At 59.3% G+C, this 13,667-nt stretch carries 12 protein-coding genes and 1 pseudogene; 5 read left to right on the top strand and 8 right to left on the bottom strand.

Annotated elements, in window-relative coordinates; translation table 11 throughout:
- The first annotated feature begins 104 nt into the window (after positions 1–104).
- The 4 genes from WNY61_RS12360 to WNY61_RS12345 all read left to right on the top strand — a co-directional run bounded on the left by WNY61_RS12360 (position 105) and on the right by WNY61_RS12345 (position 4,378).
- The gene (locus WNY61_RS12360; protein WP_007119944.1) at positions 105–404 is read left to right on the top strand and encodes a septum formation initiator family protein; all 300 of its coding nucleotides are present in this window, start codon (positions 105–107) and stop codon (positions 402–404) included.
- Positions 405–599: 195 nt separating this feature from the next.
- Complete coding sequence (gene pdhA, locus WNY61_RS12355; protein WP_342851723.1) at positions 600–1,607, top strand: pyruvate dehydrogenase (acetyl-transferring) E1 component subunit alpha; 1,008 nt, start codon at positions 600–602, stop codon at positions 1,605–1,607.
- A gap of 4 nt (positions 1,608–1,611) precedes the next feature.
- On the top strand, positions 1,612–3,006 hold the full coding sequence (locus WNY61_RS12350; RefSeq protein WP_342851722.1) for a pyruvate dehydrogenase complex E1 component subunit beta: 1,395 nt from the start codon (positions 1,612–1,614) through the stop codon (positions 3,004–3,006).
- A gap of 10 nt (positions 3,007–3,016) precedes the next feature.
- Positions 3,017–4,378, top strand: a complete 1,362-nt coding sequence (locus WNY61_RS12345; protein WP_342851721.1) for a pyruvate dehydrogenase complex dihydrolipoamide acetyltransferase — start codon at positions 3,017–3,019, stop codon at positions 4,376–4,378.
- A gap of 73 nt (positions 4,379–4,451) precedes the next feature.
- Here the strand turns inward: WNY61_RS12345 and cysE are convergent, their stop codons facing one another.
- Both cysE and WNY61_RS12335 read right to left on the bottom strand, forming a co-directional pair.
- Complete coding sequence (gene cysE, locus WNY61_RS12340; RefSeq protein WP_007119948.1) at positions 4,452–5,264, bottom strand: serine O-acetyltransferase; 813 nt, start codon at positions 5,262–5,264, stop codon at positions 4,452–4,454.
- 98 nt (positions 5,265–5,362) lie between these two features.
- Positions 5,363–6,904 carry a phage tail protein gene (locus WNY61_RS12335; RefSeq protein WP_342851720.1) on the bottom strand — a complete coding sequence of 514 codons (1,542 nt, stop codon included), beginning with the start codon at positions 6,902–6,904 and terminating at the stop codon, positions 5,363–5,365.
- Positions 6,905–6,986: 82 nt separating this feature from the next.
- On the opposite strand from WNY61_RS12335, the pseudogene WNY61_RS12330 reads away from it, so the two are divergent.
- A pseudogene (locus WNY61_RS12330) lies at positions 6,987–7,253 on the top strand (helix-turn-helix domain-containing protein); the annotation flags it as partial.
- An 88-nt stretch (positions 7,254–7,341) separates the two neighbouring features.
- Here the strand turns inward: WNY61_RS12330 and WNY61_RS12325 are convergent.
- From WNY61_RS12325 to fabG, 6 genes are all read right to left on the bottom strand, one after another.
- Positions 7,342–8,568 (bottom strand): terminase family protein, encoded by a 1,227-nt coding sequence (locus tag WNY61_RS12325; RefSeq protein ID WP_342851843.1) that lies wholly within the window; start codon positions 8,566–8,568, stop codon positions 7,342–7,344.
- Between the two features lie 619 nt (positions 8,569–9,187).
- A complete protein-coding gene (mltG, locus tag WNY61_RS12320; protein WP_342851719.1) occupies positions 9,188–10,372 on the bottom strand; it encodes an endolytic transglycosylase MltG in 1,185 nt (394 codons plus the stop codon).
- Entirely contained in the window at positions 10,373–11,632 is a 1,260-nt protein-coding gene (gene fabF, locus WNY61_RS12315) for a beta-ketoacyl-ACP synthase II (RefSeq protein WP_342851718.1), read from the bottom strand.
- 155 nt (positions 11,633–11,787) lie between these two features.
- The gene (locus tag WNY61_RS12310; RefSeq protein WP_342851717.1) at positions 11,788–12,321 is read right to left on the bottom strand and encodes a GNAT family N-acetyltransferase; all 534 of its coding nucleotides are present in this window, start codon (positions 12,319–12,321) and stop codon (positions 11,788–11,790) included.
- Positions 12,322–12,481: 160 nt separating this feature from the next.
- The gene (locus tag WNY61_RS12305) at positions 12,482–12,715 is read right to left on the bottom strand and encodes an acyl carrier protein (protein ID WP_007119970.1); all 234 of its coding nucleotides are present in this window, start codon (positions 12,713–12,715) and stop codon (positions 12,482–12,484) included.
- Between the two features lie 203 nt (positions 12,716–12,918).
- The gene (gene fabG / locus WNY61_RS12300; protein ID WP_007119971.1) at positions 12,919–13,656 is read right to left on the bottom strand and encodes a 3-oxoacyl-[acyl-carrier-protein] reductase; all 738 of its coding nucleotides are present in this window, start codon (positions 13,654–13,656) and stop codon (positions 12,919–12,921) included.
- Positions 13,657–13,667: the final 11 nt, after the last annotated feature.

Here is a 13,667-nt window from a genome sequence, read left to right as displayed (position 1 = left end):
ATTCTTGTTAAAAACAACGGGTTTCCCGCAATTGTGGGATTCCCATGTCGAATCGCCTGTGTCATAGTGATGTCACGTCCGCCAAGAGACGCAGAGGCAGAACCATGACCCGCAACACCCGTCCGGCCTTCGGCACATTGCTGTTCTTCGCGATTGCTTTCGCGCTGAGCTTGTATTTCACCTTTGCCGCCGTGCAAGGGGATTTCGGCCTGTTCCGCCGGACCGAGATTGTGGCCGAGAACCAAAAGCTGAGCGACCGTCTGGCCGAAGTGCGGGCCGAGGTTGCGCGGATGGAAAACCTCACCCGCCGCCTGTCGGATGATTACCTCGACCTCGATCTTCTGGACGAACGCACGCGCAAGGTGCTGGGCATGGTCCGCACCGATGAGATCGTCATTCGCTGAGCTTTCGCACTTGATCGCCCTGCCCCGCGCCTGCGGTCTTGCAATCACATAAAATCTCTGGCCTCCATTGACATGTCAGCCGTGGTGCCTGCGCCACGTCACAAAGTCCCTCGCAATCCATTCCGGAATGCGATAAGGAATAGTTTAACGCTAAACTACTTTGGCATCTGACCAGAGCCGACGGAGGAGACGTGCATGGCCGCGAAGAAATCGAGCAAGAAACCCAATGTCTCGGCGGAGGAGCTGACCAGCTATTACCGCGACATGCTGCTGATCCGGCGCTTCGAAGAGAAAGCCGGGCAACTTTACGGCATGGGGCTGATCGGGGGATTTTGTCACCTTTATATCGGCCAAGAAGCGGTTGTTGTCGGCCTTGAGGCCGCAGCTGAAGAAGGCGACAAGCGCGTCACCTCTTACCGCGACCACGGCCATATGCTGGCCTGTGGCATGGACCCGAACGGCGTCATGGCCGAGTTGACGGGCCGCGAGGGCGGTTACTCTAAAGGCAAGGGCGGCTCGATGCATATGTTCTCGAAAGAGAAGCATTTCTACGGCGGCCACGGTATTGTCGCGGCGCAGGTGCCGCTGGGTGCCGGTTTGGCTTTCTCGGATCAATACAAAGACAACGGGCGCGTCACCTTCACCTATTTCGGTGACGGCGCGGCGAACCAAGGTCAGGTCTATGAGACCTTCAACATGGCCGCCCTTTGGAAGCTGCCGGTGATCTTCGTGATCGAGAACAACCAATATGCCATGGGCACGTCGCAGCAGCGCTCGACCTCATCGGCCGAGATCTGGGAGCGCGGCAAGGCCTTTGGCATCCCCGGTGAAGCGGTCGACGGCATGGATGTGTTGGCGGTGAAAGAAGCGGGTCAAAAGGCCGTTGAACACGCGCGCAAGGACGGCCCGTATATTCTTGAAATCAAAACCTATCGCTACCGCGGCCACTCGATGTCGGACCCGGCCAAGTACCGGACCCGCGAAGAGGTCCAAAAGATGCGCGATGAGCGTGATCCGATTGAATCGGTGCGCACATTGTTGCTGGAAGGCAATCACGCCACCGAAGACGATCTCAAGGCAATCGACAAAGAGATTAAGAAAATCGTGAACGAAAGCGCTGAATTCGCCAAGGAAAGCCCGGAACCCGCGCTCGATGAGCTTTGGACCGACATCTACGCAACCGAAGTTCCGCAGGAGGCCTGAAGCAATGGCAATTGAAATTCTTATGCCCGCCCTCAGCCCTACTATGGAAGAAGGTACATTGGCGAAATGGATGGTCAAGGAAGGCGATACCGTCTCTTCCGGTGACATTCTGGCTGAGATCGAAACCGACAAGGCCACCATGGAATTTGAAGCCGTGGACGAAGGTACCATTGGCAAGATCCTGATCGAGGAAGGTACCGAAGGCGTGAAAGTGAACACCGCCATCGCCGTTCTGCTGGAAGAAGGCGAAAGTGCCGACGACATCGACAGCGCAAAAACTGCGCCTGCCGAGGCCAAAAGCGATGACGGTGAAGCCGACGACGCCGAAGCAAGCGATGACAGCGACCGCGCCACACCCGCTGAGGGCAAGAAACAGCCCAAGCCCGACACCAGCCCCGACTGGCCCGAAGGCACGCCCATGAAGCAGCAGACCGTGCGCGAAGCACTGCGCGATGCCATGGCCGAAGAAATGCGCCGCGATGGTGACGTTTTCCTCATGGGCGAGGAAGTGGCCGAATACCAAGGGGCATATAAGATCACTCAAGGGATGCTGGATGAATTCGGCCCCAAGCGCGTGATCGACACGCCCATTACCGAACATGGTTTTGCGGGCATCGGCGTCGGTGCGGCCTTTGGCGGGTTGCGCCCGATTGTTGAGTTCATGACCTTCAACTTCGCCATGCAGGCGATGGACCAGATCATCAACTCAGCGGCCAAGACGCTTTACATGTCCGGCGGTCAGATGGGCGCGCCCATGGTTTTCCGTGGCCCCAACGGTGCAGCGGCCCGCGTCGGCGCGCAGCACTCTCAGGACTACGCCGCGTGGTTCATGCAGATCCCCGGTTTGAAAGTGGCGATGCCCTATTCGGCGAGCGACTATAAAGGTCTGATGAAGACAGCCATCCGTGATCCAAACCCGGTGATCTTCCTTGAGAACGAAATCCTCTATGGCCGCAGCTTTGACGTGCCGGATGTCGAGGATTACACCGTACCTTTCGGCAAAGCCCGCATTTGGCGCGAAGGGTCCGACGTGACCATCGTCAGCTTCGGCATCGGCATGACCTATGCGTTGGAGGCTGCTGAGAAGCTGGCCGAAGAAGGCATTGAAGCCGAGGTCATTGACCTGCGCACCCTGCGCCCGATGGACACCGACACGATTCTGAAATCGGTGATGAAAACCAACCGCTGTGTGACGGTCGAAGAAGGCTGGCCGCAGGGCTCAGTCGGCAGCTACATCAGCGGCGTGATCATGCAGGAGGCGTTTGATTACCTCGACGCCCCAGTCATCTCTTGCACTGGCAAGGACGTGCCCATGCCCTATGCCGCCAACCTCGAAAAACACGCGCTGGTCACCACCGACGAGGTGATTAAAGCCGTCAAATCAGTCACTTATCGGTAAGGAGCGGATCATGCCCATAGAAATTCTCATGCCCGCCCTTTCGCCCACGATGGAAGAAGGCACGCTGGCCAAATGGATGGTCAAGGAAGGCGATACCGTCGCCTCCGGTGACATTCTGGCCGAAATCGAGACCGACAAAGCGACGATGGAGTTTGAAGCGGTAGACGAAGGCACGATCGGCAAAATCCTGATCAACGAGGGCAGCGAGGGCGTGAAGGTGAATACGCCGATCGCCGTTCTTCTTGAAGAAGGCGAAAGCGCCGACGACATCGACAGTTCTGCCAAGGCTCCCGCTAAGGAAGAGAAACCACAGGCCGAAGAAAGCGACAAAGCAGCCGATGCCGAGACGCCCGAAGCGGGCTATGGGCGTGGCGCTACGGATGCGAATGAGGCGAAGGGCAAAAGCGACAGCAAAGCCCCCGCCGCACCGAAAAGCGATAAGGGCGAGCGTATCTTTGCCTCCCCCCTCGCCCGCCGGATCGCGGCCGACAAGGGGTTGGACCTGTCGCAGATCGACGGCAGCGGCCCGCGGGGCCGGATTGTCAAAGCGGATGTCGAGAATGCGCAACCGAGTGCTGTAAAATCCGACAGCACAGCACCCGCCAAAGACGCCGCACCGGTCGCCAAGGCTGTTGCCGCTGGCCCCTCCGCCGATGCCGTTGCTAGGATGTACGAGGGCCGAGAGTACGAAGAAATCACCCTCAACGGCATGCGCAAAACAATCGCCGCGCGGCTTACTGAGGCGAAGCAAACCGTACCGCATTTCTACCTGCGCCGCGACATTCAAATCGACGCGCTGCTCTCGTTCCGTGGCGATCTGAACAAGCAGCTTGAAGCGCGTGGTGTGAAGCTGTCGGTGAATGACTTCATCATCAAAGCCTGTGCACTGGCGCTCCAATCGGTGCCCGATGCCAATGCCGTTTGGGCCGGGGATCGCATTCTCAAGCTGAAGCCGTCGGATGTGGCTGTTGCTGTGGCAATCGAAGGCGGGCTCTTTACGCCAGTCTTGCAAGATGCCGACACCAAGTCGCTCTCGTCTCTGTCTGCGCAGATGAAAGACCTCGCCACGCGCGCCCGCGACCGCAAGCTTGCGCCGCATGAGTATCAGGGCGGCAGCTTTGCCATCTCTAACCTGGGCATGTTCGGCATCGATAATTTTGATGCGGTGATTAACCCACCGCATGGGGCGATCCTTGCTGTCGGTGCTGGCGTGAAAAAGCCGATTATTGGCAAAGACGGTGAGGTGACTGCGGCGACCGTCATGTCCGTGACGCTTTCGGTGGACCACCGCGTGATCGATGGGGCGCTCGGCGCGCAGCTTTTGAATGCGATTGTCGAGAACCTGGAGAATCCGATGGTTATGCTCGCCTAAGGTCATCTTCATCAAAACAAACAAAAGCCGGGGCATGCCCCGGCTTTTTCATTTCGTACGATGTCTTTCGCGCCTATTCGCTATTTGGCCCGAAAAGATGGTTCATCGACATTGAAGGCTGATCACAGCCCGCCTCCCCCACAATCCGCGCGGGGATGCCCGCGACGGTTTTGCAAGCAGGCACCGCCTCTAGCACCACAGAACCCGCAGCGATGCGGCTGCAATGGCCGATTGTGATATTGCCCAGCACCTTTGCGCCTGCACCGATAAGCACGCCGTTGCCGATCTTGGGGTGCCGGTCTTCTTCCTCTTTGCCCGTGCCACCAAGTGTGACCGAATGCAGCATTGAGACGTTATCGCCCACCACTGCCGTCTCACCGATCACGATGGAATGCGCGTGGTCGATCATGATGCCCTTGCCCATCTTTGCCGCCGGGTGAATATCAACGCCGAAGATCTCGCTCACCCGCATTTGGATGAAATAGGCCAGATCGCGTTTGCCCTTCATATAAAGGTGGTGGCCAACCCGATATGCCTGCACCGCCTGATAGCCTTTAAAATAAAGGATAGGCTGCAGCAGCCGATGGCAAGCCGGATCGCGGTCATAGATCGCAACCAGATCAGCGCGCGCCGCAGCCACAAGATCGGGGTCTTCGGCATAGGCTTCTTCGACCATTTCGCGCACGACCATCATCGACATCTCGTTGGACGACAGTTTCGCGGCGATGCGATAGGAGAGCGCGTTCTCGATCGATTTATGGTGCAGAATACAGGCATGAACAAAGCCGCCGATGAGCGGCTCGTCACGCACCGCATCTTCGGCTTCTTGCTGAATTTGGTCCCACACCGGGTCCACTTTCGAGATATTTCTGCGTGTTTGTGCCATGTCACGGGCTCCTTCACTCTGCTGATAGGGTAGCTCATGCAATGGCGTAGGACCAATTGTAAATCCGCAGATGCTTAAAAACGTGATAACGCGCGGGCTTAAACCGCCAACTCAAGACGTGTTGCGAGCCCCGCGCCATAGGTCGCTGAAACCTGAGCGACTGTAACTTCGAACGCGCCGGAGACACCGTCGGCGGCCTGTGCCGCGTTGCTGTAGGTCCATTCCGACGTATCAAGCAGCTCTTCTCGCAGCTGATCCGTGCCCACAAAAATCCGCAGAAGATACCGCTCACTTTCTTCCCCAAGCGGCACCTCCGGTCCCTCCCACGCGTCGCCGTCAATCCGCGTGCGGCGGACCCAACGGAAGGCGATATCTCCGGTTGGCTCCGTTTCTGCCCGAAGATGGCAAGGGCTCAAGGGCCGTAAGCCATTCCCGTCAAAGGCCTGAACCTGATGCACATAAGACGGATCATCCACGGGCCGTCGCGCCGGGCCGATCCGGTAGTGCTGCGCGACACGTCGCAGATGCGGGCTGAGTTCAACTTGTTGCGGCGTACCGTTCATCAGCACAAAACTCGACCCCGCAGGCCAGATGTCGGGCATCAGCCCATCGCTGCCAGCCTGACCGCGCAGCCGCCCTTTAAGCCAATAGGTCAGCGGGGCGATCAGCTGGGCCTCCTGAAACTGGAACAGCTCCCAATTGTCCGCGCTGCCATTACCAATGGCGGCAAGGTTCGCACCGTTCAGCAGCGCTTCCTTACTGACAGATTCAAGACTGCCGCTGGTCAACTTCACCTCTAGCACCGGCCCCGCATCCGGCACCCCGGACCGCGCCGCATATAACGGTGACCTCGTAACGCCCATAACTGATTGGCTCGGCACAATGGCATTGAGAGCATAATTCGCATCGACCGCCGCGCGATAGGCCGCGACCGACCCTGGCCAAGGGGCCGCGGTGATCGCGAGATGTGGGGCATGTGGCACCTCATCTCCGCGCATGAGCGGCAGGTCCATAAATAGCGGCAAGACCGGTAAGGGGGGCACAAAGGGCCGCAGGCCTGCCAGTTCTTCCTCAAGCGGGGCCGGATCATAGACTTCCGGCTCGATGCGGGTGGCCTCTATCAACAGGGCTCCGGCTTGTTCGACACGGTCAATTCGGTAGCACCCCGGTCCTTCCGCACCCTCACCCGGCAGTTCAATCACGTCGCCGGCACCGATCGCCATCTGGGACGGCGGCAAAGCCAATCGCAACGCTTCGCGCGCGACGCGCGCTTCGGTCAGCCAGCGCTCTGCTACCTGACGGCCCTCTCCCCGGGTGAGCGCCATATTAAGTTCGGTCCCACTGACCGCGTGGGTCGCCTCATCCGCCAAAACCGCCTCTTCCGAGATCGCATCGAAATCCGCATCCGCCTGAATAAACCGCAACCGCACACGGCCTGAAACTTCGGCCTCCGCTTCACGCAATTGCTCGGTCAGCCCGTCGAGGTCTGGGCTCGTCACAAGCATGTCTTGCCTGATTAAAACCGCATCCGACCCGTCGCGCATCCGAAACAGCAGGACCCCATTCCGTTCAATCGCGTCGAACCCATAGCGCAGCATAAGCGGTTGCAACGCCGCGCGCGCCTCGCTGACCTCGGTCACCGCATAGCCACGCACTGTAGATATGTACGGACTCTCGGGACACTTCCTGTAAATTCCCTAATTTGGGATGGAGGAAGTATTCATGACGAACAAAGAACGCGACATTCAACGCAAACTTAGAGTGCTCCAGCACGCTGAGAAGATCGGTAACGCCCGCAAAGCCTGCCGGTATTTTGGGGTCGGTAGGTCCAGTTTCTACCGATGGCGCGAAGCATATCAAAAGCATGGCGAAGCTCGGTTGAAGAATGCCAAATCGGTTCCGAAAAATCCCGCCAATCAAACGCCAGCTGAGATCGTCAAGAAAGTTCTGTATCTGCGCCGCAAATATCACTTGGGACCGATCAGGATGCCCGGCGTTGTTAGACTTTCCCAAAAAACCTTTAACGGCGCCGAAAGCCACCGAACGCTCCCCCGCGCAACAGCCCCAAACGCCCGCCTTACAGGCTCCGCACCCCCGGACTACGCCACTGCGATGCAGGCTCGATGATCAGCTCATGCAGCGCCCAGACCAACGCATCGACACGGTCCGGACTGCCCTTGCCCTCATAGCCCCGCGCCGTCATCAGACACATCTGATCCTCCAGCGCATCCTGCCCCGGCAGATGGCTCACGCGCCCTTGTTCATAAAGCGCGGCCACTGCCTCTGCCCGGGCCACTTTGCCCCGCGCCGCATGCACCGTCTTAAGCGACACCAGCGGATCGACCTGCCGCAAGACCTCGCTCACCAACTGCCCCCCTTGGTTCACCTCAGCCACCAGCCGATCTGCCCCATAGCGCGTCATCGCGGCAATCGCCGCCTGCGCCCAACCGTTGGGCGTGGCCCCCTGCACCGTGCAATCAGCGAGCACCACCGCCCGCCACTCCTGCGGCGGCCCTTGGGTTTGCGCCCCCACCACCACAATCCCACATTCATCCGATGTCGCCCCGCTGGTCGTCGCCGGGTCCAACCCCACCACGATCCGGTCCAAATCCGGCGCTTCTCGCACCCGCCCCGCCTCCAACAAAGCAGACGTCCACAGCGCCCCCTCTGCATCCGCCAGCAAAACCCCATCCAACTCCTGCCGCCCCAGCCGCGTCCCACGATACCGCGCCCGCACCTCCTCAAGGAACGACCCCGCCAGATTGGCCGCATTCGCCTCCGTTGGCGCATGGGTCGTGACCGTCGAGGGCGATTGCAGCAGCGCCTTCAACACATCCACATTGCGTGGCGTCGTCGTCACACAGACCTGAGGCCGATCCCCCAAGCGCAGCGCAAATTGCAACTGGTCCCAAGCCTCTTGCCCGCGCTTCCATTTCGCCAATTCATCCACCCAAGCCGCATCAAACTGCGGCCCGCGCAGCCCTTCGGGGTCATGCGCCGTATGCACCGTGGCGATGGCCCCGTTGGGCCAAAACAAGCGCTTGCGCGTCGCCTCCCAATCGGGTCGACGATCCGGCGGGCTACAGGCCAGTATCCCGCTGTCGCCAAAGATCATCACCTCGCGCACCTGCTCAATGGTCTCGCCCACCAGCGCCACGCGGCTACACTCACCGGGATCGAGCGGCCGGCTCCCCTCGACCTTGCTGCGCACCCATTCCGCCCCGGCGCGCGTCTTCCCCGCGCCGCGTCCGCCCATGATCACCCAGGTCCGCCAATCACCCTCAGGCGGCAGTTGATGATCCAACGCCCAGAACTCGAACAAAAAAGGGAGAGCCAGAAGCTCTCCCTCACCTAGGTCATTCAGAAACTGCGCCTGGGTCAGAGCATCGGCGCAGGCGATCCAGCTTGCACCCGATGTCAGCCCGCGCCTTGTCCATGTCGAGGGCATAGCCCCCCCGCGCGATTCCAGCTTGTCGGTTTCGACAGTCATTCAGCGTGTTCTCCGCTTTTAGGCAATGCGCCAGCAAACCCGCCACTTTGGACGTGTTACCAGACACCGCAGTTTCCTTGAGTTCCCCCCCGGACCGGGTCTGTTCAGTCAGACCTTCGATTTCCCGACGCAGCGCGCCGATTGCTTCTTGAAGACCGCGCAGGATGTCTGCGCTGTCTTGCGTCTCTTGCTCCGGGGTAATTATCGTCATCGCTTTACCTCTCGTTGGTTTTCCCCAACCGAGCAGGCACAAAAAAACGACCACCGGGTCACCCCGGGGCCGTTCGCCCATGTCTTCTAGCGTGCCATAAGTCCTACGTCAGACCGTGCGCAAAGTCAAGAAAAATTGTGTTAACAAGACCTTACCACGCCGCGCGGATAGCGCTCTCAGCAAGCAAAAACCCCGCTGTTTCCAGCGGGGTTCTCAATAGTCTCAGTTTCCACCTGTTGAGGCATTCCCGGCTGCTTCTGCGCCGCGCTCTGCCTCGATCTGACGCCAGCGCGCCACGTTGCGGTTATGCTCATCCAAGGTCTCAGCAAAAGCGTGCCCCCCGGTGCCATCCGCCACGAAGAAGACAAAATCAGTCTCCGCCGGTTGCGCTGCCGCCATCAGGCTCGCACGGCCCGGATTTGCAATAGGGGTCGGCGGCAGACCGTTGATCACATAAGTGTTCCACGGCGTCTCTGCCCGCAGCTCAGAGCGGCGCAAACCGCGGCCCAGCACGCCCTTACCCTCGGTCACACCATAGATCACCGTGGGGTCAGTTTGCAGACGCATGCCTTGGTTCAGACGGTTAACGAACACGCTCGCCACCTGCTCTCGCTCTGCCGCCACACCGGTTTCTTTCTCGATGATCGACGCAAGGATTAGCAATTCCTCAGGCGTTTCAATCGGCAGATTAGCGTCGCGCGCCTCAAAAGCTTCTGCCAAGAGCACCTTTTGCGCCGCCGCCATCCGCGCGACCACCGCAGCGCGATCATCGCCCGGGCGCACTTCATAACTGTCTGGCGCAAGGCTCCCCTCCGCGGGCAGTTCCTCAACCTCACCAGTCAGTTGATCCACCTGCTTCAGCGCCTCAACCACCTGCCAGCTTGTCACGCCTTCGGCCAGTGCCACGCGAAACCGCGTGTCGTTCTTGCCGGAGATCTCGGTATAGGCTTCGGGCGTTTCTTCCTCACCCGGCGTGAATTCCGCCCGCTCAATAAAGCGGCTGGTCACGGGGTCCAACTCACGAACTTGCACGCTCACACGGTTCACGCCGACCCGGTAAACCACCTCAGTGCCGCAAGTGCTGGCCCCGCCTTGGGTCACGACATCAACAATGCCCTGCATTGAGGTGCCGGGCTGCACAAGGAAACTGCCCGCCTTCAGGCTGCCCGACTTGTCCTCATAGTCCGCACCCATCCGAAAGATCGCAGGTGACGAAACCGCGCCCTGTTCCTCAAGGCTCTCGCTCACCATGCGCATGTTCGAGCCACGCTCAACCTGCACACAAATTGCCTGATCCAACGGTCCTTCAGAGACATACTCCGACTTACCCCAGAGGATGACACCCCCAAGCATAAACAGGCCGACCAATAGAAACGTCACGGCGTTAGAGGCGATATGACGCCACATTTAGCGGACTTTCCCGAACAGCACCGATGCGTTCGTCCCGCCGAAACCAAACGAATTGCTCAGTGCAATGTCGATCTTACGCTCAACCTTTTTGTTAGGGGCCAGATCAATCGGTGTCTCAACCGCCGGATTATCAAGGTTGATCGTCGGCGGCGCCACCTGATCGCGGATTGCAAGCATGCAGAAGATCGCCTCAATCGCGCCCGCAGCCCCCAAAAGGTGCCCTGTGGCGGATTTGGTTGACGACATGGTCACCTTGTCCGCCGCATCGCCCATCAAACGCTCAACCGCACCCAATTCGATGGTATCTGCCATGGTCGAGGTGCCATGCGCGTTGATGTAATCGACGTCCTTCGGCTCAAGACCAGCATTCTTGAGCGCTGCCCGCATGGAACGTTCGCCGCCTTCGCCGTCTTCCGACGGCGCGGTGATGTGATGCGCATCGCCCGACAGGCCATAGCCCAGCACTTCGGCATAGATCTTCGCACCGCGCGCCTTGGCGTGCTCATACTCTTCCAGCACCACGATGCCCGCGCCCTCGCCCATGACGAAACCGTCACGGTCTATGTCATAGGGGCGGCTGGCTTTTTTGGGGTCGTCACCGCGTTTGGTGGACAGCGCCTTACAAGCGTTGAAACCCGCCATGCCAATCTCACAAATCGCCGCCTCTGCGCCGCCTGCAATCATCACATCCGCATCGCCGTATTTAATCAGGCGTGCCGCATCGCCGATGGCATGCGCCCCGGTCGAACAGGCAGTCACCACCGAATGGTTCGGCCCTTTAAAGCCGTAGCGGATCGAAACCTGACCTGAGATCAAGTTGATCAGCGCGCCCGGCACGAAAAATGGGCTCACACGGCGCGGACCCTTCTCGGCCATCATCACGGCGGTATTGGCGATAGAGTTCAACCCACCGATGCCAGAGCCGATCAGCACGCCGGTGCGCTCCTGATCTTCTTTCTCGGTCGGAAGCCAACCCGAATCCTCAACCGCCTGCTGGGCGGCGGCCATGCCAAACAGAATGAAGGTATCGACCTTCCGCTGCTCTTTCGGCTCCATGTATTTATTGGCGTCAAAGGTGCCATCGCTGCCATCGCCCAACGGCACTTCGCAGGCGTATTGGGTGACCAACTTGCTAGGATCAAACCCGGTGATCTGCCCGGCCCCGGATTGCCCATCAAGGATCCGTGTCCAGCTTTCTTCCACACCGTCCGCGAGCGGGGTAACCAAACCCAAACCCGTTACTACAACTCTGCGCATCTTAGTGCCCCTTGCCGATAATCTCTCGGCGAACCTCTTACCCTGCAAAAGCCTGTAGACACAAGCATATCGGCGGTGGCCCGCAGGCATAGCACAAAAACGCCGATCTTCGAAATTCGGCGACTATCACACCAGTTGAAGGTCTTACGGCACCCTTAGACCGGCGGTCCGCGTCGGGTCAGCAGATGCACCGGGCCACCAGCCGTCTTTGCCTCACGCAGCGCCTGATACCCAAGCGCACCCGCGATCCGCAACGCCGCCTCATTACCGGCAGCGATCATGCAGACCGTCCGCCCGGTGATCACCCGATCAAACCACTCATGCGCTGCCCGCGCCGCCTCACTCCCCAAACGCTGATCCTGCGCCTGTGGGGCCAAGACCAGCCGTGCTTCGGGGTAAGTATCGAAATCCTCACCGAAATTCCGTGAACCAAAGACGAAGCCAGTCTGCCCCAGCATCTCTCTCTGCCGATGAAGCTGCACAGCCCATTGTCCGAATCCCGTGATCTGCCAATGGCCTGCATTGCGCAAAAACGCGTCCCACGACTGCGCTTTGGCTCGGGGACGATCAAGTATGCGATCCGCCACATCCGGCATCGCCCAGATCTCCGCGTAACGCTCAAAATCCTCGGCACGCATGGCACGCAGGGTCAGTCTGGCTGTGTTGATGGTCGGGATCGTTCGGGACATGGGGTGAATTGCCTTCACACTTGAAACTTCTTAGCGCAGACATGCGGCTTACGCGCCAAAGGGACAAGCCCAGCCCAACTCGGCAAATAAAAACGGCGTCATTCCGCTAGGAACAACGCCGTTTTCAAATTTCAGTTCTGCCGGTTGCCCGGCAAAGCCCTTAGGAGGCTTCTTTGATGAACTTGACCGCATCGCCAACGGTCTGAATGTTCTCAGCGGCGTCATCGGGGATCTCGATGCCGAACTCTTCTTCGAACGCCATCACCAGTTCCACGGTGTCGAGGCTGTCTGCGCCGAGATCGTCGATGAACGACGCATTCTCAGTGACTTTTTCCTCTTCCACGCTCAGGTGTTCCACAACGATCTTTTTCACGCGGTCTGCGACGTCGCTCATAATAAGTCCTCATGTCTTCGGGCCATTAAAGGCCCCTTTTGGTTTCCGCCCGCCGATGATCAGCGTTTGGAGGATGCCCCAAAAGGGGCGGCTATTTACCTTGTTCGCACAAGGCGTAGGGGGCAATCAAGCACCCTTCGTTTCGATTCTGCGCCCCCTTTAGCACATGCGCCGGGCTTGGCAAACGCTATTGCAGCGCAGGGTCACAACATGGCCATACCGCCGTTAACATGCAAGGTGGTCCCTGTCACATAAGCAGCCTCGGCACTGGAAAGATAGACCACAGCAGCGGCAATCTCATCCGGATCACCCATACGACCGGCAGGAATTTGCCCCATGATTCCAGACTTTTGCTCGTCCGTCAGCTTGTCAGTCATGGCGGTGGTGATAAAGCCCGGTGCCACCGCATTTACGGTAATCCCACGGCTCGCCACCTCATAGGCCAGCGACTTGGACATGCCCACAACACCCGCTTTAGAGGCCGCGTAGTTCGCCTGACCGGGGTTACCCGTGGCCCCCACCACGCTGGAGATATTGATGATCCGCCCCCAACGCGCCTTCATCATTCCGCGCATCACACCTTTGCACAGCTTAAACGTCGCGGTCAGGTTCACGTTCAGAACCGAGTTCCACTCATCATCCGACATCCGCATGAATAGATTGTCGCGGGTGATGCCTGCGTTGTTCACCAGAATATCGACCGACCCCATCGCCTCAGCCGCCTGTTTCGGCAGCGCATCGACAGCTTCCATGTCACTCAGGTTGCACGGCAGCACATGTGCGCGCTCGCCCAGTTCGGCCTTCAGCGCCTCCAACGGCTCGGTCCGAGTGCCCGACAGGCCAACGGTCGCGCCTTGGGCATGCAGTTTGCGGGCGATATCCGCACCAATGCCGCCCGAAGCGCCGGTGATCAGGGCATTCTTACCTGTAAGATCGAACATGTTTCTTCCTC

This window comes from Sulfitobacter sp. AS92 (assembly GCF_038900015.1).
GTDB lineage: Bacteria > Pseudomonadota > Alphaproteobacteria > Rhodobacterales > Rhodobacteraceae > Sulfitobacter.
Note: the sequence above shows the minus strand (reverse complement) of the source record. Positions and strands in the feature narration are given on the sequence as shown.